Below are 21,809 nucleotides of genomic sequence, written 5' to 3' on the forward strand. Positions count from 1 at the left end.
TTGTCATATAGACATGGAGTTTCTATTAGTGAAGTACCTACGTCAATTCTGCCGCCTGTAGAAGTGTCGGCAGGCTTGCCTGTTTTCATAGGGCGTGCGCCAATTAATTTAACGGGATCATCTGAATATGTGAATAAACCTTTATTGGCTTATTCCTATGATGAAGCTGTAAAGGCACTAGGCTATACCAGCGATTTTGAAAACTATGAATTATGCGAAGCAATTAAAGTCATGTTTCAATTATTTGCTGTGAGTCCGATTGTTTTTATCAATGTATTAGATCCGGCCGTGCACAAAAAGACAGAAACCAATAAAACTGTAAACATTACTGCCGGGGAAGTGATATTAGCCCAGCAAGGAGTGTTACTTGATAGTTTGGCAGTGAGAAAAACATCTGCGGGACAACCTTTACAAAAAAATATAGATTATGCGGCTGCCTTTAATGATGGAGGGCAAGTGTTAATCAGTGTATTAGATGGTGGTGCCATTGATGCGAGTCAAACAACCTTAGTTGTATCCTATAACTATATCGATCCCGCGATGGTCACGGAAGAGGATATTATTGGCGGTGTTAGTGCAACGACTGGGAAATTAACGGGCATGGAACTGATTAATCAAATTTTCCCTTTATTCCGTTTGGTACCGGGACAGATATTATCACCGGGATGGAGTCAAAGCCCAATGATTGCCGCTATTATGAAAGCGAAAGTGCAAAATATTAATGGTTTATTTAAGGCAATTACGATATGTGATCTTGATTCTTCAGCGGAGGGGGCAGAATTGTATACTGAAGCCCCCGCATGGAAAGAAAATAATAACTATACGGATAAAATGCAGATCAACTGCTGGCCTCTTGTAAAGCTCGGCAATGAAACATATCATCTGAGCACGCAATTAGCTGGAGTGATCTGCCGTGCTGATGCTGATAATAACGATATTCCTTATGTTAGTCCATCCAATCATAGCTTGCAGGTAAATGGAGCTATTAATAAGGCTGGAGAAGAGATTTCACTTGGGCCTGATCAAGCCGCATATTTAAATGGTCAAGGAATTGTAACGGCTTTAAATTTTATCGGTGGCTGGAAAGCATGGGGGAATCGTACAGGCGTATTTCCCGGTGCGAGTGATCCAAAAGATAGTTGGATACCAGTGAGGAGAATGTTTAATTGGATTGGGAATGAACTTATTTTGACGTATTGGCAAAAGGTTGATAGCCCAATAAACAAGCGTTTAATACAAACAGTTGTAGATAGTTTTAATATTCGTCTCAATGGTCTTACTGCTAGAGGTGCTTTACTTGGTGGCCGGGTGGAGTTTCAGTCTGCTGAGAATCCAATCACAGATCTTATGAATGGGAAGGTTCGATTTCATGTTTACCAAACTCCACCAACTCCTGCAGAGGATCTAGAGTTTACACTTGAGTTTGATACCACATATTTAGAAAGTTTATTTAGTGAATAAGGGAGGTGCGATGAATGGACGGAATTAATACAATTCCAGAAAGAATTGTAGGTCATCGGGTTTATCGGAATGGAAAAGATCTACTAGGTGTTGCTGATGTAGAGCTGCCGAAGATTCAATATATTACCGAAACCTTAAAAGGGGCGGGTATCCTGGGAGAACTGGAAACACCGACGACAGGACAAACCAAAGCATTGAAGACGAAAATAAATTTTCGAACAACTACGCCAGATATGATCAGTTTATTGGATTGTAGTGGCCATGATTTAGAATTTAGGGCTGCAATACAAAAATATGATGTTGCAAGTGGAGAACGAAGCTTTAATGCGGATCGGATTATAATTCGCGGTTTTCCTTCTGAAGGAGAACTAGGAAAATTGGAATCAGGGGCATCCGGCAATAGCTCTGTAGAACTAGAATGTGTGTACCTTAAATATGTAATCAATGATATAACGGTTCTTGAAATCGATAAATTAAATTATAAATATGTCGTAAATGGTGTAGATTCTTTAAGTGTGGTCCGTCAAGCATTGGGCCTATTATAAAAAGGTTGGAGGAAGATTTAAGATGAAACTTAATAAACCAATTACAAAAAATGGTGTTGAAATAGCGGAATTAAATTTTGATTTTAATAAAATCACTGGGAATCAAATTATAGCAGCCGAAAAAGAAGCTAGATTATTGGGAGATACTACTCCAGACTCTTGCTATAGCAAGACATTTCAAGCTATCATAGCTGCCAGAGCGGCAAACGAATCAGTTATTGTTGATGATATCTTGAATTTATCCGGTGCTGATTTCATACAAGCCACTACGGTGGCAGCAAATTTTTTGTTCGGATGGGCATTACCGGGCGCTCACCAGGAAAACTCATAAGAAAAACAGCATTATCCTTAACTGAATATGAAAAAGTCTCGTATTGGATGGAAATCCCCTTACGAGACTTTTTTGATTGGATTCAGGATGCTGTTGAATTGATGAAGGAAAGGAGGAAAAGAGAGAAGTGAGTAAAGTGTTTCAAGTAGCCTTTGAAATTGCAGGTAAAATGGGATCTAGTTTTCAAAGCACCTTTTCCTCTGCCTCTGCTCAAATGAGAACCCTAGGGGCTCAGTCGGTTGCCCTTCGAGGTGATTTAAAGACTCTTGATGCTGCATATAAGTCGGGCGTAATCAATGTGGATAGCTATAAAAATGCTCAGGCTATGTTGAAAAATCAGCTTGAGCAAACCCAGTCAGCGCAATCAAGATTGATAGCAGCACAATCACAACAAAACGAAGCTAGTAAGCGGTCTTCACAAATTCGTGGTCGTATGGTCGATACAGCAATCACTGCAGCTCCATTATTGGCTGCTACAAAACAGGCTATTGACTTCGAAACCGCAATGGGCGGTGTAGCCAAACAGGTTCAGGGCGCTAGAGATGATAATGGTGACCTAACCGATACGTATTATCAAATGCAGTCAAGTGTAATGCAACTCAGTAGAGATTTACGTATGTTGCCAGCTCCCGTAGCTGAAACAACAGCCGCTGCCGCCAGGATGGGTGTACAGGGAGTCGATGCACTGAATGATTTTGTCAAAATGTCTGTGCAAATGGGTGTAGCGTTTGATGGGAGTGGCGATCAAATTGCGGAATCAATGGCTAAGATTGCTAATATCCGAGGCATTAAATTAGACACTGCAGAAGGTCGGGCACAAATTAGGGATTTGGCTGATACCGTTAATTATCTTGATGATCAGACAACGGCAAAAGGTCCTGAAATAATCGAAGTTTTAAAGCGTATCAGTGGGACTGCAGCGCAATCCTCGTTTTCCAACAATGACCTAGCAGCATTTGCTACAACAATGCTAGACTTGGGGAAAACTCCAGAAATTGCTGCTACTGGGTTAAATGCGTTTATGAATAGGTTAGCCACCGCACCGTCGCAGGCGAAGCCATTTCAGCAAACATTAGCGCAATTAGGAATTGATGCGCGACAATTGCAGGCATCGTATATGGTTGATTCTAAAGGGACCGTATTTGGCTTGCTCGATCAGATTAAAGGTTTGGACAAGGCTCAACAGGCTGAGACACTAACGGGTCTATTTGGTGCTGAATACCAAGATGATATTTCTGCGTTAGCATCAGGCATGGACAAGTTACGCGGCAACATGGATTTACTCAATGATGCTGCTCGACAGGGTAGTATGGAAAAAGAATTCGCCGCAAAGCTAAAACTCACAGCGTCCTCGATCGATGCAGTTAAACAGTCTGCCGCAGAAACGGGTATTTCGTTAGGGCAGGTATTTTTGCCAGCAATCGTGCAGGTATCGGCATCGTTTCAAGCGGGAGCACAACATTTGGCAGCGTTTAGGCAGGAACATCCCCAATTAACAAATGCGGTTATAATCGCTACAGCTGGTTTGGTTGGATTTCGTCTTGCATGGCTGGCTACATCATTTTCTATGAATCAATATAAGGATACCGTAGCAGGAATGAAATTGTTATTAGCCAGTCAAAATGCACAGATCGTTTTAAATAAAACATCCATGCTCCTGTCAGCCGGATCAACTCAAGTAGTTACCGCGGCACAATGGGCTTGGAATGCAGCCTTGACAGCAAATCCGATAGGTCTAGTGATTGTTGGGATTGCCGCCTTAGTTGCAGCTGGATATGTATTGTATCAAAACTGGGACACAATGAAAGCCTTCTTAATTACGATGTGGAATGATCCGACAGCAGCGATTGCTCAATTCACGGGATATATTCGCTCACAGTTTGAAGAAAAATTAAATTGGCTATCTGAGAAATGGGAATGGGTTAGAAGTATATTTAGTACCCCAATCCAAGCAACCGTACAGGCAAGTGCAAATGCTGCAGGGAAAGCTAATATTTATCAAAATGCTACTGGCGGTATCTATGGCAGAGGATCATTTCTAACAACATTTGCAGAGCAATCTGCCGAGGCAGCTATACCGCTTGACGGATCGGCGCGAGCCATTTCTCTCTGGCAACAAGCTGGCGATATTCTTGGAGTAAGTGGCAATGGCGGTAATATATTTAAAATCACCTTTGCTCCAGTTATAAGCGGTGGAAATCGTGAGGAGATCATGCCAGAACTGCAACGTCAACAAGATGATTTCATGGAGAAATTACAAGACGTAGTTCATCAGCAAGGGAGGGTAAGTTATGGCTAGTACCTACACAACAAAACAAGGAGATATGTGGGATGCTATCGCTTACAAAGTATACGGTAGTGAACACCAAATGCATGTTTTAATGGATGCGAATCCAGTATATATTCCGACTGTCATTTTCCCTGCTGGTGTAATTTTGGTAGTACCCGATATAGCAACATCACAACCACAAAACCTACCTCCATGGAAAAGAGTGAGTATATGACGATAGCAAGACAGGCATGGTTGCAGTTGCAATATGAAAATGCAGATATCACGACAGATTTACAACCTCACCTGAAAGGATGGACCTATACTGACAATCTCAGTGGTCAGGCAGACGACTTACAAATTACGTTAGAAGACCGTCAACAGTTGTGGATAGGAGACTGGTTTCCAGATTTAGGCGCAAAATTAAAGGCGACAATTAAGCGGAGCAACTGGAAAGAGGATAGTAAGGATGATGAACTGCCGTTAGGTACCTTTGAAATTGATGAGCTGGATGTTAGTTATCCACCATCAGAAGTGAAGATCAAAGCGTTATCCGTATTTCAATCGACATCTTTAAAAGGTGAGGATAAAAATCGAGCATGGGAGAAAACAAAACTATCGATAGTAGCCAATGATATTGCTACAGGTGCAGGTTTGGAGCTGTTTTATGACGTACAGGATGATCCAGAATATGACCGTGTTGAGCAAACCGAACAGCAAGATTTACCTTTCCTGCAAAAGCTTTGTCAAGACGCGGGACTGGCCTTAAAAGTATCTGATGAACAAATTGTTATTTTTGATGAAGCAAAATACGAACAAGCTGATCCAGTATTGACTATTGACCGTCTGAAATTCCCTATTAAAAAATATGGTGGACGGGCAACCATTAATGACACATATTCCTCCTGTCGTTTGAAATATCGATCTCCTAAAGGGCGTAAAAACTATGATTATGAATATACTCCACCAAATCCGCTACCTACAAAGCGGGTTTTAGTGTTGCGTGAACGATTCGATAATTTAAACGAAGCGGAGAGGAAAGCGAAGAAAGCTCTTCGCGAAAAAAATAATCAGGCATGGCAGTTTAATCTTACAATTCTAGCTGATTTACGATTATTGTCCAGCATGGTCGTAATCTTAAAGAATTTTGGAAAGTTTGATGGCAATTGGATCATAACCCAGGCTACACATGGTCAAAGTAGCAGTGGTTATGAAGTGAGCCTGCAAATGCGTCGATGTTTGGAGGGCTATTAATGAATGGAAATGATATAAAAAATCTTTTTCGCACTGGAACTGTGACTGCAATCGATGAAGTAAAACAGTTAATTCGGGTCACATTTGATGATTTGGATGATACTGTTTCGCCTTGGATGCAAGTTGCAGCACGTGGTGTATCTAAAGATGATGACTATTGGGTGCCGGACATTGATGAACAAGTACAATGTATGTTTATGCCAACAGGGAATGCTGAAGGATATGTACTTTTTAGCGTACGTGGTGCGAATAATGTGCCAAGGGCTGGAAAGATGGGGCGGAGATATATTAAATTTGCTGACGGTTCGTCTGTGGAACATGATAGGGAAAGCAGTACTATGACGATTGTGTGTTCTGGACCTATCAATATCATTGCGGCAGGAAATGTAAATGTAACTGGCGATGTAATTGCAAATGGTGTTAGTTTAATCAACCATATCCATCCTGAATCCATCGGAACCGTAACAGGTAAACCGCAATAGAGGTGATGCAATGTCTATAGGAGTTTTAAGCGGTACCACAAAAGAGAATGAGCTAATAGAGGTAGTTTTTGAGTCTTACTACCAAGCGTCCGCCACTGAAAATAATAATTTGTTTGGAAACTGGCTATCATCAAAGTTCGGTATTTCAAGTTTAAATAATGTATCACAGAGTAAAGATACTTTTAAAGTTCTAACATTTGATGGATTACAGCGTGATGGTTCAGGCCGATGGGCCACTCATGAAATCATCGGGCAAGATAGAAAACCCTTACTGGAGTTCTTAGGACCTGATTTAGAAAATCTTTCTTTTTCAGTTTTTATGTCGTCTTTCCTTGGAATTAATGCATCTACTGAATTGCAAAAGCTTCGAAATCTACGTGATGGTGGAGTTATCTGTGATTTTGTTATAGGCGGAGCTTCTTTTATAACAAATAAATGGGTAATAAAAAGCTTGAGTGAAGCCCATAAAACCTATGACAAAAGTGGTAATTTACTTATTGCAGTTGTAAATATATCACTGATTGAGTATGTCAAACTGCCGGAGGAGGGATAGTGATTGGCTAATGAATATGAAATAGATGTCTCTGGTTCGCTGACATTAAACTTTGGTGCAACTGGTAATCAAGAAATCTTGCAAAACGTAGCTATGATATTAAATTCAGTTGTCTACTCATGCCCTATGGACCGTGCATTTTCATGGGATGCCAGTCTTTTAGATCGGCCTATCAACTTAATCCCATCACTGCTTTCCTCACGGCTTATTTCTGCTGTAAATAAATACGAACCAAGAGCATCTATCGTGGAAATTACATATAGCGGTGATGGTGCCAATGGTCAACTGCAGCCAAAAGTGAAGGTGAAAATTAAAAATGGCTAAGTATAATCTACCTGATATTACATTTGCTGAGAAAGACGCGAAAATCATTGAAAATGAAATAATACAAAGTTATGAAGAAGTCTCTGAACAATCCCTTGCCGTAGGAGATCCGCGTAAAAAACTATTGCAATCAGAAGTGCCGATCATTGTTGGACAGCGGTCTTTAATAGATTATTCCGCAAAACAAAATCTACTTGCTTATGCCGTTGATGATATTTTAGATCACATTGGAATTCTAGTTGGTTGCACACGATTGCCGGCTAAAGCAGCTACTTCGACTATCCGGTTTACATTAAGTGTTGAGCGTAGTCAGCCAACTACCATAGAAGCTGGCAAACGTGTTACATCTGGCGACAATATATTTTTCGCGACAGTCTCTGAAGCTGTTATTCCGCCAGGAACAATAACAATAGATAGCAAAGTACAATGTTTGACCGAAGGTACTATAGGTAATGGTTATGGGATAGGAGAGTTAAAAACACTTGTTGATCCTATACCTTATGTATCCAGCATATCAAACATTACGGTAAGCGAGGGCGGAATTGATATTGAGGCTAACGATCCTTATCGAGATCGCATTCAGCAAGCACCTGAGAGCTTTTCTACAGCGGGTCCTGATGGTGCCTATATATATTGGGCCAAAACAGCGTCCAGCACCATTATTGATGTAGAAGTTTATTCTCCCAGTCCTGGGGTTGTTCATATTTGCCCTTTGGTTACGGGTGGAGAGATTCCCGGACAGGAAATATTAGATGCGGTATTGGCAATCTGTAGCGATAAAAAAGTGCGGCCATTGACGGATAACACCTATGCAGTAGCGCCAGAGCAAGTGGAGTATACCATTGATGTTTCTTATTGGATCGATAAGCAAAATGAAAATCTAGCATCTAGTATCCGTACAAAAGTAAATCAGTCTGTGAGTGATTATAGAACATGGCAAAAATCAAAGCTTGGTCGTGGTATTGATCCGTCAGAGCTAATAAAGGTCATGAAGAATGCAGGGGCAAAAAGAGTAGCAGTGGCAACGCCAATCTATCAAGCATTAAACAAGAATCAAGTGGCAAAAGAACAGGAAAATATAACGGTCAATTATGGGGGTATTGAGGAATGAGCAAAGACATATATAATGTCAATTGGCTTGACTTAATACCTCCATCGATTTCCGCAGATCCCCAGGTACAGGCAATTTCAGCGGCAGTTACACCACAGCTGCAAGAGGTAAGTCAGTCTATTCGAGAGTGCATTATATTAGCCAGACTAGACGAATTACCGGAAGAGGTAGTGGATCTATTAGCATGGCAGCATCATGTTGACTTTTACGATGCGGATTTATCTATCAACCAAAAAAGAAATCTTGTTCGAACGTCCATCGATGCCCACCGACATAAAGGAACGCCTTATGCAGTTGAACTTGTTGTTAAATCAATACTAGAAGATGCAGTTGTGCAAGAATGGTTTGAATACGGCGGTGAGCCGTATTTTTTTCGTGTGATAAAAATCAATGGACAAATTACAGCAGATATGTACCCCAGGTTAAAAAAAGCTATAGATACTGTAAAAAATACACGGTCATGGCTAGAGGGTGTGTCGCTCTCACGAACTATTAACAGCACGCTTTATTTAGGTGTAGGCCAAAGCATCCACAAAAAGATAGATATTTCACCTGTTGCTTTCCGCATGCCCGAAATATCAAGTCGAGAATATTTGGGTGGGGCTATAAATGTACATAAAAAAATACGGATATAAAGAGGTGAGCACATGCCAAATTGGTCAGGAGGAATCCTTACAACCAAAGGCCAGGCACTACAGGCTAAAGTAGATGCAGGCCAAACAAAGCTTATAGTTACAAAAATGAAGGTCGGTTCTGGTGTCCTGCCTAACGGGCAAAATTTACAGAGTCTTAATGATTTAGTTGCTCCAGAAATGAATGTACCAATCAGTGCAGTTTTAGCAAATGCCAATATATCCACTATTGTTGGTGTTATAACCAACGCAGGGTTAACCAATGGTTTTAATGTCCGAGAATTAGGGGTATATGCCCAAGATCCAATACTAGGGGAAATTCTATACGCGATAACAACTGATTCAGCCCCCGATTATTTACCCCCTGAAGGTGGAGCAGTCACAGTATCAAGTGAATTTAGTTATAATATAGTCGTTAGTAATGCAGCCAATGTTACTGCAACAATAGATTTAAATGGGTTAGTAACTGTAAGTATTCTACAACTACATAAAAATGCACCCGTGCTTGACCATCCAGATAACTCTGTCACTGATGCCAAAATCGGAAATCGCACTATAACCGATACAACAGCTCTTGCAGGCGCAGCTGGCACGCTTACTACCTTGCTGGGGCGTATCGGCAATATGCTGAAAAGTATTACGGGTAAAGCAAATTGGTATACTGCGCCAGCTACTACGCTAGAGGCGGCCAAAGGCCATATGGACGCGCCAGCCCCGCATGCGGGACACGCGCCTAATGGCTATGGTTTAGGCGGGAGTGCGACTACCGTAGATGATTGCAATCTAGCCGTTTTGTGTGGCTTCTACTGGGTATCTGCTAGCGGTGCTAACATGCCTTCAGGACTTACCTTGGCGTCTTACTTATTTGTAGAAACGCTAGACTCTGGCAACCTAAAGCAAACACTATTTAGCAGGTCTAATGGCGCTATGTACACTAGGCAGAAGCTTTCTACTGTATGGCAGGCATGGCAGAAGCTAGCTACTTCCGACCAGATAACTACTTACGGTCTTGGGAGTGCGGCGTTAGCAATTGGAGACTGGAATAATTACAATGCTACAGGTTTTTACTTCGCTAATAATCTTACGAATGCGCCAGTATCAGGGGTTAATACCTGGTGTTGGGTTCAGACAATTAACTACAGTACTAACTATATATATCAGCAAGCTCACACTTTTGGGGCTAGTCCATGGGGCATAAGTTACGAAAGAACTTGTAACTTGGGAACATGGAGCGCGTGGAAACAGATTGCTACAATGGACTTAGTGGCCCCAGCAGGATTTGGGCTGGGGACTGCTTCCACTGTATTTACTGGGGACTACAACAGCGTAACGGCTAACGGATTCTATAGAAGTAGTACGGTGGGACAGGCTAACGCCCCTTCGTCACTTTACGTTTATTTTGTAGAAGTTACGGGGTATAACGGTGTTAATTACACCATACAAACCGCTACGAACTCCAGTACAGGAGAGGTACACACACGCGCGCAAATCGCGGGCGTTTGGTCGTCATGGAAGCAGATTGCTACAATGAACTTAGTAGCGCCAGCTGGGTATGGTTTAGGCGCAGGCGCCACGAGGTTGACCCCAGGCACAGACCTAGACACAGTGGCGGCAAACGGGTGGTACGACATAAATGCTGGAGTAAACACGCCTGGAAGCGGGATAGATAGCTGGTTTAAAGTCTTTGTTATTTGCGGGGGTGACACTAACTACGTAACCCAAAAGGCATATACAATGACCAGCGCTGTAAATTATGAATACACAAGGCAAAAAACCGCTGGCGTTTGGGGAGCATGGAAGAAAACTACTACCTCTGACGAGTCGGCGTATATAGTAGCCTCTGGTCGTGGCACAGGGTACTATTGGAGAAAGTGGAGCAATGGCGACGTCGAGCAGTGGGCTGTCGCTAACAGCTACAGTAATAATACATTTCCAATAGCTTTCCCCACGGAAGTTACGCAAATTGTCGTAACTGGTTCTGTTGACTATAGTTTTGTTGATAAAACACAATTTTACTTAGGAGACACGAACATATCAGATAGTGGTAAACCAGCAACACGTACTTATATGGCAATAGGACATTAAGGAGGTAATAACTATGTATTATTTACATTATGATGAGAGTACAGGTTTTATAGTCGCACCGTACCATTCTGCAGTTCACGGCAAAGAAATACCTCTGTATAATGCAGAACCACTCGTTACGAAGGTAGCAGAGGTAGACGAAAATGGCAATACGGTTGTAGATAAAGACGGAAACCAGGTCATGAAAGAAATAATTCAGGATCCAGGTACTGTGCAAATAGGTACTACTTTAGACTTATCAGCAATTCCTACACCGTACATTGAAATTACGGACTCGGAACACGACGACTGGATGCAAAACCAATCGACTAGAAAAATTGATATTGACACTAAAAAGTTGGTTGAATATACGCCTCCTGCACCTTCCGTGGAGGTAATTAGGCAAAATAAATTATCTGCCCTAGATGCCGAATATCAGCCACAATTTGCCGAACTATCACAGGCTTTAGGTATGGCAATGTTGTCAGAGAATACCGATTTAATCACCAGTATTAAAGCTGATTATGCAGAACTAAAAACCGAATATGACACAAAGAGAGGTGAGATAGATGATTAAAAGATGCTTTGTGTGTGGAGCAAAAGAAAATGAGGGGAAATGTACAAATTCAGGTTGTAGTCGTAGTAAGTAGGAGCCTAGGGGCTCTATTTTTATTTTTACCTATCTTATCCGGCTGAATTTGTACGGAATAAATAGGCGTTTATTTTGTAGCAAATTTTGAATGTAAGTATGTAGATAGAATTTTGGGGGTGGGGTATTGGATTTTCAGCGTGAAGTATTAGATCGTATGATTATATTAGAAACAAAAATGGACGTAGTAATAAGTGGTTGTCCTACGTGCAAAGCCAAAGTGGATGCAAATGAAATAGCACTTACAAAGAATATTGAAAGTACTAAATCAGCTCATCACCGAATTGATGAGGTATACAAAACGGCGGGGTACATTTCAGCTGGTATTGGGCTAGTTTTACAGGTTATAGCCTTCGCTTTACAAAATTTTAAAGGGGTGCATTAAATGACAAACGAATACCAAATTGCATTATGTGGCGCTGGGGTAATCCTAGTGGCTAATATTTTAGCCATGGGGCTGTTTGTGATGTATGTAAGATTGCAGGATGGTCCGTTACGCGAAGCGGTCAAGAGCACCATTTATGAGCTGGACAGGTTTGCCGATAATATGGAAAACGCTGAAAAACGCAGATCTGCAATCCAGCAAATCAATGAAATATTAGGCTGGCGACGTATTTTAGTACCCGGAGCGTTCATAGGATGGATTATCGACGCGGAGGTGGCCGCCGTCCGTAAGATGCAGAAAGCGGCAGGAACACCTGATTTATACAACGAGGAGGAATAGATAATGATAAAAGGTATTGACGTATCCCATCATAACGGTGTGGTCGATTGGCAGGCGGTGGCTGCTGCTGGAATTGAATTCGCGATCATCCGCAGCTCCTACGGTCTGCAATCAAAGGATGGAATGTTCGAGCAGAATGTAATCGGCGCTAAAGCTGCCGGTCTGAAAGTTGGCGCTTATCACTACTCGTATGCTTTGAGCGTCGAAGATGCAATACATGAAGCAAAAAATTGCCGGGAGGCAATAGACAGTACAGGACAACTATTAGAATTACCAGTGTTCTTTGACATGGAAGATGCGGACGGCTATAAACGGCGTAAAGGCTTTGCATTTAACCCGGTAGAAATTACAGCCATGTGCAAAACGTTTATTTGCAATATAGGTCTAGACTGCGGCATTTACGCCTCTTACTCCTGGCTGACTGATTATATTGACTGGCGTAGTATTGGTTGTGCCGTATGGAATGCCCAATGGAGCCAGAGCGACGATATTAAAGGTTATATGTGGCAGTATACTGATAAACTGGAAATTGGCGGAAAACTATTTGATGGAAATATCAAGTATTAGGTGGTGATAAAATGGCATTTGTAAAAAGTAACTGGAAGTATCTTTTAGGACTAGCAGCAATGCTAGTTCTGCTTTTTTTCGGGCATCAAGAATACCGCGACTGGAAGCAGCATATCCTGCAGGAAAAACAAGTCAAATCTGCTGATCCCTTCGTACTGCCTCCCCAGGTTATTCATACGACAACGGAAACAATCCGGGAAGTAGCCGTACAACCTCCCAGTCAAGAAGGAGCTATCTTACAGTTTGTAGAACGGCAAGGCAAAGTTATTGCTATTGTAAATGGTCAAGAGGTTGAAGTGCCCAATGTATCCGGTCAGTCTGACGTTAAAATAGGTGAGAATGGTGAGCTTAGATTTTCTACATCGTCTACTACTAAAATAGATGTAACAGACATGGCAAATGCTCAAGCACGTTTGATTGCTAATCAAGAATTAGAGAAACAGGCCAAAGTGCACAAGCAGGAAATGGACAAAGAAAAATCTTCGCGACAGAAAGAACGTATTGGATGGATACTTGGCACTGCTGCTGGAGGATATTTGTTAACACGTTAAAAGATATAGCCGTCTACCTTTAACTAGGTGGACGGCTCTTTTATTTTGTACCTATCTAAAATTAGGTATATGTATGGATAAAGAGTGAGAAATAAATTTGCATTCCCTAGTTGAATTTATAGTTACTAAGGAATGTGTATTAGTGAAAGCCGATATACAGGATACACACATTGAAAATAAGAGGTCCTTGGCTATGTTGGTGATAAGAAATATTAATTTAATTTGGAGGAATGAAAAATGGCTTATAATTCAAATTTACCTATGGACAATACTTCGGATATCAGAGAAAATTTTAGAGCGTTAAAGGATGATAAGATTGTTGCGGCTGCTACAGCTATTACTGCAGATACTGCTGTAAAATTAGCAAATGCGAGGAAGATATCTCTTGATGGTGATGCAACAGGTAGTACAAGCTTTGATGGTTCTGCAGATGTGACTATTACCGTGGATGTACTTACTGCAGATACATCAGCTCAGTGTACTGGTAATGCAGCTACTGCTACAAAGTTAGAGACTGCAAGGAAAATTAATGGAGTATACTTTGATGGTACAGCAGATATTACAATTACTCAACTAAATGGAAAAGATATTGCTACAACAGATCAGATTCCAACAAGTTTACCTGCAAATGGTGGGGATGCGGATACGGTAGACGGGAAGCATGCTGTGGACTTTGCACCAGCAGGATATGTTCCACCAAATGCTACTGAAACTACAGATGGCTCAATGAGTGCTGCTGATAAAGCAAAGCTTGACAGTATTGAAGCGGGAGCTCAAGTTAATCAAAATGCTTTTTCTAATGTAGTAGTGAATGGTACAACTATCCATGCCGATAGTCAAGCCGACACCATCGAATTAGTAGGAGGCACAAATATTGCGTTAACAGCGGATGCAACGAGTGAAAAAGTAACGATTGCAGTTACTGGGAAAGTAGCAAGTGCGGCACAGGCTGATACGGCAACTAATGCAATAAGTGCTGGTAATGCAGATACACTTGATGGACATCATTGGAGTGAGGTTCAAGCTGCAATTGCAAATAATAATTTTGATGCTGGTCATAGTTTTAATATTAATGGTTATCAAAAGTTTGGGAGTGGCTTGGTTATGCAATGGGGTTCATGGTCAGGAGCTACACCAACGACTGTTAGTTTCCCAATACCTTTCCCAAGGGCTTGTTTCTCGGTCTCAATTGATAATACTAGTGGTGGCAGTTATTCACTTAGCGGCATCAATATTACAACTAAAACCTTTGATAATTCTTATCCTGGAATGTTATTTCCCGCTAGTTGGATTGCTTTTGGATATTAAAAATATGCAAACAGATTAATTACTGGTTTATCCACATAAGCCCCGTCTTACCTTAATTGGTAGGGCGGTGCTTTTTTATTTAGTAGTCATATAATCGTCATCGATTGCATAGAATGTATCTATCTGTGTTATGAGGAGGTTTAATAATATGTTAGTTTTATATGGATTAGTGACTATTGGTGTAGTCACTATGAGTTTATTGGTAAGCATGTTTAATCGGCTTCCACAATAAACTCATGTTTAGCCGTCTTGCTCTTAATGAGTGAGGCGACTTTTGTTATTTTCCAACAACTACTACTTGCCTTCCGCCTCAGAAAATCTTACAATAAAAACAAACATATGTTCGTTTTAGAGGTGAAGTATGAGCAATTACAAGGTTTTTGTGGAAGTAACAGCAAAACACGATATACGGGGCAACATCCGTCCATTATCAATAAAATGGGAAGATGGGCGGGTATTTGAAGTTGATCGCCTCCTAGATGTACGACAAGCCGCATCTTTAAAAGCTGGTGGCATGGGAATGCGGTATACTTGCAGGATATGTAATAAGCAAGTCTATTTGTTTTGTGATCAGGGAAAATGGTTTATGGAACGGAAATAGCCTATATTTTATATCGTATAAATATATTTATTACATAGAAGCCGCCTTACTCGCTTGAGTGAGACGGCTTTTTGATTTTATACCTATCTAAAAGTATGGTGAGTTTTTGTTGTTTGAGGAACTTATTCAATCCAAATTTATATAATAATATAGAATACTTTCATAATAAAAAAAGGATTGGAATGAAAATGAGCGAAACTAAAGATATTTTGCCTTATCTTGAATTTCATTTAACAGATCACTGTAATTTAAATTGCAAAGGGTGCAATCATTTTTCCTCAATTGCAAACGAAAACTACTTAAGTATGGAATCCTTTCTTAAAGATATGAAAAGATTATCTGAAATTTTCTTAAACATTACTAAAATTAGAATAATGGGCGGGGAGCCTTTACTCCATCCACTCATTACAAAGTTTGTTCAAGAAACACGTCGTTTTTTCCCTTACAGCGTGATTTCAGTTGCAACGAATGGAATTTTATTACCTGCAATGGATGTTCATTTTTATAATTGTTTATTTGAAGATAATATCATATTGGATGTATCGATTTATCCTATTACAGAAAAACAGATGGTAACTTATCTTGATTTGCCAATACAGCGTAGGATTCCTATTCGGTTTACGAAGGTTAGAAAGTTTTGTAAATCAATAAATGCTTTGGGCAACTCAGATGCGTTAAGCATGTATATTCAATGCTGGGTAAGAACTTGCACCTTTTTACGGGAGGGTAAAATTTATCATTGTTGTTTACCCGCTTTATCTGACATTATCAACCAGAAGTTTAATTTAGCAATACCGAATATAGGTATAGATATACATGAAGATATTTCAGGTTCAGAGATATTGAACTTTATTAGCAAGCCGTCGCCAGTATGTTCTTACTGTAGCAAAACTGAATGGTTTCCTTGGGAACAATCTAATCAACAGAAAAATGAATGGTTAACATGTAGTGATAAATGAAATATTTCCAGCACACCTTCGATAGAGGGAATGGGATGAGTGTACTAACTAGCAGCAGAATAATACATGGAACGGAAATAGGAAAAAATCCCTATATGATTAGGGAGTTTTTTTACGCTGTTTTCTTAGATTTACGTGGAGTTTTCTTCTTCTCGTTTGCCTTTGAGGCCGCCTTGGTAGATGCAATACTTGCTTCTAAGGCTGCCATTAAATCCATATAATGAGGCGCAGTATCAGTAGTGTTAATGATTTCCTCATTAACAGCTTTATCTTCAATCATTTTGATAACTTGCTTTTGATATTCGTTTTCATACTTAGTTGGATCAAATTTTGTAATTAGGGTGTCGATAAGAGTTTTGTATTTTGAACGGTTAAACATAATATTAATTCCTTTACATATGACCTCTTCGGAATCCACCGAAGAGGTCATACAACGAAAAAGCTGCCCCTTATTCTGCACCTTACGGTGTGAAAAAAGGGGGAAAGTACTGCTTAAAACTGCAAAAAACTTTGTAAAAATGAAAGAGTAAAAACATCTAGATGTGCTGAATTTACTGGGTTTCGGAGGTTCTGTGGATAGAGAGATTTTAATTGGGAAAATGGTAAAAATGACGTTGACATCGAAGAGGTCTGCGGTTCGAGTCCGCCTAACCCCACCATCTATGAATATAGACACTACAAGGCTTCGTGAGCCCTGTAGTGTTTTTTATTTTTCTCAAAAATAGGTCAAATACAGTAAAATGTTGCTACCCTGCTTCTTACTGTAGCAACATAATAGCAACATTTTACGCCAGTGGAAGCACTCTAACCAACGAAGCTATATCCCATATTGCTCTTAAATAAATGTGATGATGTTGTATACCCTCAAGAAAGATTGTTAAGTAGGGAAGAAACCGGACTTTTTATTAGTTTAAGAGAATATGGAATTTAATAGATAATAGCTTTGTTTTAGGGAGAGATAACGGGGACAGTTCTTTTTGGCAACTTTATTGTGAAGAAATGACAAATAGGACCGTCCCTTCTGACACCTCTTATTCTCTATAGCAGTTTTTACCATATTCTTAGCAGGTTAAGCAATGTCCGGATGAAATATTTTCGTTATAATGAAAATGGAATTAACTATATAGAGGGTGAAGGAAAATGTTAACCATAACTTTTGTAAGTTCCTCGGATTTGGGGCAACTTGCCTTACTATATGAGGAACTTACTGGAACAAAAACTAATATGGTGCTTATGGAAAGCTTGTATAAAAAAATTGCAAATAATACAGATTATATTTTAATCGGGGCAAAAGATGAAGAACAACGGTTGGTGGGTTCGGTCATGGGAATTGTATGTACCGATATTGTAGGAGAATGCAAACCATTTATGGTGCTTGAAAATGTCATTGTAAGTGAAAAAAACCGCAGACAAGGTGCAGGTCGTCAATTGGTCAAATATATTGAGAATTGTGCCAGAGAACGGAACTGCTACTATATCATGCTGGTATCCTTGCTCAAACGTAAGGAGGCTCATGCTTTTTATAAATCTATTGGATATAAGCTGGGAGTTGTTCAGGGATTTAAAAAATATTTATAAAGAACACGGCTCTGCAGTTTTAGGGGAAAAGGGTCAGTAGGGCAATGGGGAGGAGATTAAATGGATTTTCATTTTTACAAATACCATGCTTTGGGTAATGATTATATTGTCATTGATCCCAACAAGACCAGAGTTAACTTATCTGAGGAAAACATTAGGTTGATTTGCCACCGCAATTTTGGTATCGGCTCGGATGGTATCTTATACGGTCCATTATTTCAAAATGATTCCATCTATTTAAGGATATTAAATCCGGACGGAAGCGAGGCCGAGAAAAGCGGCAATGGAATCAGGATTTTTTCCCGGTATCTATTTGATGCTGGCTATTTAAAATCCTACCAGTTTTATATTGAAACGTTAGGTGGAAAAGTCCACGTTGAATTATTAGACTCTAAGGCAAATCAAATAAAAGTGGATATGGGACAAGTCACTTTTTATAGCACTAAAATACCAGTGGCTGGTACCCCGCGTGAAGTTATAAGTGAAGAGTTAATTATCAATGAAAGAAAGTTTACTGTGAGTTGTCTTTCAATAGGAAATCCGCATTGCGTAATTCCTCTTAATGCTGTCTCGAGGGAACTTGCAGAAGAATTGGGTCCTATTATTGAGAATTATAAGCTTTTTCCTAACAGAATAAATGTTCAATTTCTTCAAGTGCTTGATCGTAATAATATTAAAATAGAGATTTGGGAGCGTGGAGCAGGTTATACATTGGCATCAGGTAGTAGTAGTTGTGCGGCAGCAAGTGCCGCTTTTCAGCTCGGCATGGTCGATAGTGATGTAGATGTTCACATGCCAGGTGGAACAATTAGCATAATAATAAGTCCTGATGGACATGTGCACATGACTGGTTCGGTAACAGGGGTTAGCAAAGGATGTTTCTCGGATGACCTCTTAGCGCAAATCTCTAATTGCTGACAAAAACATCATTCCATGAAGGAGCTTAAATAAAGAATCTTTTTTAGTAGAGATTGGTATTCAGATCTAGATCATATTACAGGGGATGGTCCTTATTGGCAACTTTATTGTGAAAGAATGACAAATAGGGCCGTCCCTACTGACACCCAAAGCCATACTAGATGGATTAAAAGGTATAGCTTGGCAGGATGATGAGCAAGTTGTAAAGGTAATAGCTGAGAGGATAGTAGCTGGCAGTAAGGAATCAGAGAGAGCAGAAATTGAGATAATGGTGGTGTAAAATACACAGAAAGAAAAAGCCCGAAAGCTTTTTAAAAAATAAGTATGTGTGAAGCTAGCGCGGCCAACAATCTTGTCTAGGCCAGCAACTTCGCCGAGGCCAACAAGATCTTCTAGGCCAACAGCTGTCATTAGGCCAGCATCCTTGATTAGGGCAGCAATTTCTCCTAGGCCAGCAACACCTAGGGAAACAAGAACCACTGGGATAACACCAATAGCCAAATTCCCATAAATCTGATGCATAGAGTTTTTTTCTGGAATTTGGGTCTTCTCTCCATTCATCAATATCAGGATCTCCCCATTTACGATAATCCATATTATAAAATCACCTCCTAATAACCATAGAAAGATCATTTATACACAATATGATCTTTGGTAAATAAGAGTGATTAATCTGTTATCAATTGTTATTAGAGCGTGAGGGAGGGGTGAGTATGGCATGTATCAATAACGTGATTGGATATGTAAGACATTTAGAAATAGCAATTTCAGAACATGACTTGATTGGTATGCGAAGAGCTAATGCAGAACGCTATATTGCAGCATTTAGAGAGTGTGCTGATAGAGTTAAAAAATTGTATCAAATAGAGGAAGAGGAGTAACTTAGTTTATTTTAGTGGTAGGAGAGAGGTTCTTATGGGAAGGGCGTAATAGTATTATTCAAAGGATTTCAAAAGAAGGCAAACAAATTCCTAATATTTTGCGATAGGTTTGTTCGTATTCAGGTAATATACTGAATCCTACTATATAGTGCCTCTTTAAGACAACTACGTATTGAAACCAATTATGAAGCAGTATGATGCCTTGACTACTGTAGTCGAATCTCTCAGTGTTGAAAGTGTAAACTTATGACACTGATAAGTGCAAAAAAAACAGAGCCGATCCAACCCTGCTTTTTATATTAACTATTCATCCTTATCCTGCGAGCTGTTTTCGTTTCTATCTTGGGCTAGTGGTTTGGCTGCTTCTGACTGTAAGATTCGCAAATTCTTTGTTTTCTCAGTTCTTTCATAACGAACGAAAATACCTTCTTGCCACATTTGATAAGCATATACTAAAGCACCATCGGTAGTAGTAATTAATGCATTTACAAAAGGCGTTATACCTACCTCATGAAAAATCCCTCTACTGCCAAGGAAATAGACATGAAATAAATATATAAATCCAAAGTTTAGCACTAGATCTATCATTATATATTTCCAAAAATCGCCATAAACAAAGTGAAAAAGCCAGATAGTAGTGACGCAATTTAATCCGAAAATAATATAAGAAGATGTCCTTAAAGGATAAGTTGTTTCTCCATAAATAAACCACCCTAGACTTTCCCCCGTCTCTACAGCTATTACACTAGTAAGCGCAGAGAACAGAGCGACAGGCATAAAACGCTTTATCTCCTCTTTATTCATAAAAAACAAAGTAAGCCATGGCAGAAATAGCATAGACCATGATATTGCTTGATTACTCATAAACACATCACCATCCCTAACTTTCATTCAATTTAGCTTAGTGTTTCCTTTATTTAAACAATTAATTCTTTCCCATCACAAACCTGTCATACAGACCTAAAATGTTAACTTATGACACCGTCCTAAAGAGCGTCTTATCAAGACACCATTTTCTGATCTGTCAGATTGATACTCAGGCTATCTTGTATGAATCTTTCAAACGTATGGGAGATACTCCTTTATATGACCATAAATAATAGGAGGACAAGCATAATGACTAAAGAAGAATTAGCGGAGATTCGTGGGCGGGTGGATAAGATAAGGGTGGTAAAAATTAAGATAGCTGCTCTAAAAAGAACAGCCATTTGAAAACGGTTGATTTGGATATATATGAAGTTATCTCCAATTGGCAGTTTGCTCTACAGCAAGGCCAGATCTAAAATAATTTCAATAAATAATGTATTGTATTTCCTTTGCTATGTGGAGTTACTTTATTATATAAATTATTTAATCCTTGAGCCTTTTTGGGCTCTTTTTCTTTTACTCCACCGAGGGACATTTTTTATCAAAGCAACATATTATGTAATAAATATAATAAGGAGGGTTGATAAAAAATGAGTGTGGATTCTGACCGGGATTGTTGTCATCATCATAAGAAGTGTTCAAAGTGTTGTCGTAGATGCCCAAGATGTCATTTCGAATGTGATATAGAATGTCGTGAATGTCCTGTATGTCATCACTGTTTTGATAATTGCTGCGAGTGCTGTAAGTGTGGTTGTAAACATGATCACTGCTGGTAGATTTATGGGCGTCCTTCGGGGCGCTTTTTCTTATACAAAAAAATAAACCACGCCAGGCGAAGCGTGGTTACAAGAGATTGGAAATTAGTGGATTAGTTTAAAAATTAGCAACTAGAGAAAGAGTCTTCACCGCAACAAGAGAATAACAAGATGATGATGATAATTATAATAATACAGCTGGAGCCGCCAAATCCATTGCGACCGCCGCTTCCAAAACCGAATCCCATAAGTATTCCTCCTTTTTATCTACTCACTACATTGTATGATAGCTAACTGCAGGAGGTGAGTACAATGTAGCCGGTGATCATGAATTTAATATAATTATTTAAGCAACCATCGGATAATATAGACCAATGGTTTTTTATTATATCCAAAAAACAAGAGAGGTGTGTAGTGTGTTTTAT

General features: G+C 39.8%; 27 protein-coding genes. 24 read left to right on the plus strand and 3 right to left on the minus strand.

Going from position 1 to position 21,809, the window contains the following annotated elements; genetic code table 11:
* The 20 genes from UFO1_RS08680 (at position 1) to UFO1_RS08775 (ending at position 16,385) form a co-directional block, all read left to right on the plus strand.
* Positions 1-1,461 (plus strand): phage tail protein, encoded by a 1,461-nt coding sequence (locus tag UFO1_RS08680; RefSeq protein WP_038670055.1) that lies wholly within the window; start codon positions 1-3, stop codon positions 1,459-1,461.
* A 14-nt stretch (positions 1,462-1,475) separates the two neighbouring features.
* Positions 1,476-2,006, plus strand: a complete 531-nt coding sequence (locus UFO1_RS08685; protein WP_038670056.1) for a phage major tail tube protein — start codon at positions 1,476-1,478, stop codon at positions 2,004-2,006.
* 22 nt (positions 2,007-2,028) lie between these two features.
* A complete protein-coding gene (locus tag UFO1_RS08690; protein WP_051788871.1) occupies positions 2,029-2,337 on the plus strand; it encodes a hypothetical protein in 309 nt (102 codons plus the stop codon).
* A gap of 127 nt (positions 2,338-2,464) precedes the next feature.
* A complete protein-coding gene (locus tag UFO1_RS08695; protein WP_038670057.1) occupies positions 2,465-4,636 on the plus strand; it encodes a phage tail tape measure protein in 2,172 nt (723 codons plus the stop codon).
* The gene (locus UFO1_RS08700) at positions 4,629-4,841 is read left to right on the plus strand and encodes a tail protein X (protein ID WP_038670058.1); all 213 of its coding nucleotides are present in this window, start codon (positions 4,629-4,631) and stop codon (positions 4,839-4,841) included. Before UFO1_RS08695 ends, UFO1_RS08700 begins: the two co-directional genes overlap by 8 nt.
* Complete coding sequence (locus tag UFO1_RS08705) at positions 4,838-5,860, plus strand: phage late control D family protein (RefSeq protein WP_038670059.1); 1,023 nt, start codon at positions 4,838-4,840, stop codon at positions 5,858-5,860. Before UFO1_RS08700 ends, UFO1_RS08705 begins: the two co-directional genes overlap by 4 nt.
* Positions 5,860-6,342 carry a phage baseplate assembly protein V gene (locus tag UFO1_RS08710; protein ID WP_038670060.1) on the plus strand — a complete coding sequence of 161 codons (483 nt, stop codon included), beginning with the start codon at positions 5,860-5,862 and terminating at the stop codon, positions 6,340-6,342. The genes UFO1_RS08705 and UFO1_RS08710 overlap by 1 nt, the downstream gene beginning before the upstream one ends.
* A 10-nt stretch (positions 6,343-6,352) precedes the next feature.
* A complete protein-coding gene (locus tag UFO1_RS08715) occupies positions 6,353-6,895 on the plus strand; it encodes a phage tail protein (RefSeq protein ID WP_051788872.1) in 543 nt (180 codons plus the stop codon).
* Between the two features lie 3 nt (positions 6,896-6,898).
* Entirely contained in the window at positions 6,899-7,219 is a 321-nt protein-coding gene (locus UFO1_RS08720) for a hypothetical protein (RefSeq protein ID WP_051788873.1), read from the plus strand.
* Positions 7,212-8,330 carry a baseplate J/gp47 family protein gene (locus UFO1_RS08725; protein ID WP_038670061.1) on the plus strand — a complete coding sequence of 373 codons (1,119 nt, stop codon included), beginning with the start codon at positions 7,212-7,214 and terminating at the stop codon, positions 8,328-8,330. Before UFO1_RS08720 ends, UFO1_RS08725 begins: the two co-directional genes overlap by 8 nt.
* The gene (locus tag UFO1_RS08730; RefSeq protein WP_038670062.1) at positions 8,327-8,965 is read left to right on the plus strand and encodes a phage tail protein I; all 639 of its coding nucleotides are present in this window, start codon (positions 8,327-8,329) and stop codon (positions 8,963-8,965) included. The genes UFO1_RS08725 and UFO1_RS08730 overlap by 4 nt, the downstream gene beginning before the upstream one ends.
* Positions 8,966-8,977: 12 nt before the next feature.
* Positions 8,978-11,047 carry a phage tail protein gene (locus UFO1_RS24040; RefSeq protein WP_051788874.1) on the plus strand — a complete coding sequence of 690 codons (2,070 nt, stop codon included), beginning with the start codon at positions 8,978-8,980 and terminating at the stop codon, positions 11,045-11,047.
* Between the two features lie 13 nt (positions 11,048-11,060).
* A complete protein-coding gene (locus tag UFO1_RS08740; RefSeq protein WP_038670063.1) occupies positions 11,061-11,603 on the plus strand; it encodes a hypothetical protein in 543 nt (180 codons plus the stop codon).
* Positions 11,604-11,802: 199 nt separating this feature from the next.
* Positions 11,803-12,060 carry a hypothetical protein gene (locus UFO1_RS08745; RefSeq protein WP_038670064.1) on the plus strand — a complete coding sequence of 86 codons (258 nt, stop codon included), beginning with the start codon at positions 11,803-11,805 and terminating at the stop codon, positions 12,058-12,060.
* Entirely contained in the window at positions 12,061-12,399 is a 339-nt protein-coding gene (locus tag UFO1_RS08750) for a hypothetical protein (RefSeq protein WP_038670065.1), read from the plus strand.
* Between the two features lie 3 nt (positions 12,400-12,402).
* Positions 12,403-12,966, plus strand: coding sequence for a GH25 family lysozyme (locus tag UFO1_RS08755; protein ID WP_038670066.1), 564 nt, complete (start codon positions 12,403-12,405; stop codon positions 12,964-12,966).
* An 11-nt stretch (positions 12,967-12,977) separates the two neighbouring features.
* A complete protein-coding gene (locus UFO1_RS08760; protein ID WP_038670067.1) occupies positions 12,978-13,517 on the plus strand; it encodes a hypothetical protein in 540 nt (179 codons plus the stop codon).
* A 237-nt stretch (positions 13,518-13,754) separates the two neighbouring features.
* On the plus strand, positions 13,755-14,825 hold the full coding sequence (locus UFO1_RS08765) for a hypothetical protein (protein WP_038670068.1): 1,071 nt from the start codon (positions 13,755-13,757) through the stop codon (positions 14,823-14,825).
* 361 nt (positions 14,826-15,186) lie between these two features.
* Positions 15,187-15,426 (plus strand): hypothetical protein, encoded by a 240-nt coding sequence (locus UFO1_RS08770; protein ID WP_038670069.1) that lies wholly within the window; start codon positions 15,187-15,189, stop codon positions 15,424-15,426.
* A gap of 188 nt (positions 15,427-15,614) precedes the next feature.
* Entirely contained in the window at positions 15,615-16,385 is a 771-nt protein-coding gene (locus tag UFO1_RS08775; RefSeq protein WP_038670070.1) for a radical SAM protein, read from the plus strand.
* Between the two features lie 112 nt (positions 16,386-16,497).
* On the opposite strand, the gene UFO1_RS08780 is transcribed toward UFO1_RS08775, so the two are convergent.
* Entirely contained in the window at positions 16,498-16,764 is a 267-nt protein-coding gene (locus UFO1_RS08780) for a hypothetical protein (protein ID WP_144390876.1), read from the minus strand.
* 761 nt (positions 16,765-17,525) lie between these two features.
* On the opposite strand from UFO1_RS08780, the gene UFO1_RS08785 reads away from it, so the two are divergent.
* The 4 genes from UFO1_RS08785 to UFO1_RS25160 all read left to right on the plus strand — a co-directional run bounded on the left by UFO1_RS08785 (position 17,526) and on the right by UFO1_RS25160 (position 19,762).
* Complete coding sequence (locus UFO1_RS08785; protein ID WP_038670071.1) at positions 17,526-17,963, plus strand: GNAT family N-acetyltransferase; 438 nt, start codon at positions 17,526-17,528, stop codon at positions 17,961-17,963.
* 60 nt (positions 17,964-18,023) lie between these two features.
* Positions 18,024-18,881: a diaminopimelate epimerase gene (gene dapF, locus UFO1_RS08790; protein ID WP_038670072.1), complete on the plus strand. Its 858-nt coding sequence runs from the start codon at positions 18,024-18,026 to the stop codon at positions 18,879-18,881.
* Positions 18,882-19,056: 175 nt separating this feature from the next.
* On the plus strand, positions 19,057-19,161 hold the full coding sequence (locus UFO1_RS26195; protein ID WP_371256722.1) for a hypothetical protein: 105 nt from the start codon (positions 19,057-19,059) through the stop codon (positions 19,159-19,161).
* 433 nt (positions 19,162-19,594) lie between these two features.
* Positions 19,595-19,762 (plus strand): hypothetical protein, encoded by a 168-nt coding sequence (locus UFO1_RS25160; protein ID WP_158442784.1) that lies wholly within the window; start codon positions 19,595-19,597, stop codon positions 19,760-19,762.
* Positions 19,763-20,065: 303 nt separating this feature from the next.
* Here the strand turns inward: UFO1_RS25160 and UFO1_RS25710 are convergent, their stop codons facing one another.
* Both UFO1_RS25710 and UFO1_RS25945 read right to left on the minus strand, forming a co-directional pair.
* On the minus strand, positions 20,066-20,626 hold the full coding sequence (locus UFO1_RS25710) for a hypothetical protein (protein ID WP_236639362.1): 561 nt from the start codon (positions 20,624-20,626) through the stop codon (positions 20,066-20,068).
* 883 nt (positions 20,627-21,509) lie between these two features.
* Complete coding sequence (locus UFO1_RS25945; protein ID WP_256380535.1) at positions 21,510-21,632, minus strand: hypothetical protein; 123 nt, start codon at positions 21,630-21,632, stop codon at positions 21,510-21,512.
* Between the last annotated feature and the right edge of the window lie 177 nt (positions 21,633-21,809).

Origin of the sequence: Pelosinus sp. UFO1 (genome assembly GCF_000725345.1) — a bacterium.
Lineage (GTDB): Bacteria > Bacillota > Negativicutes > DSM-13327 > DSM-13327 > Pelosinus.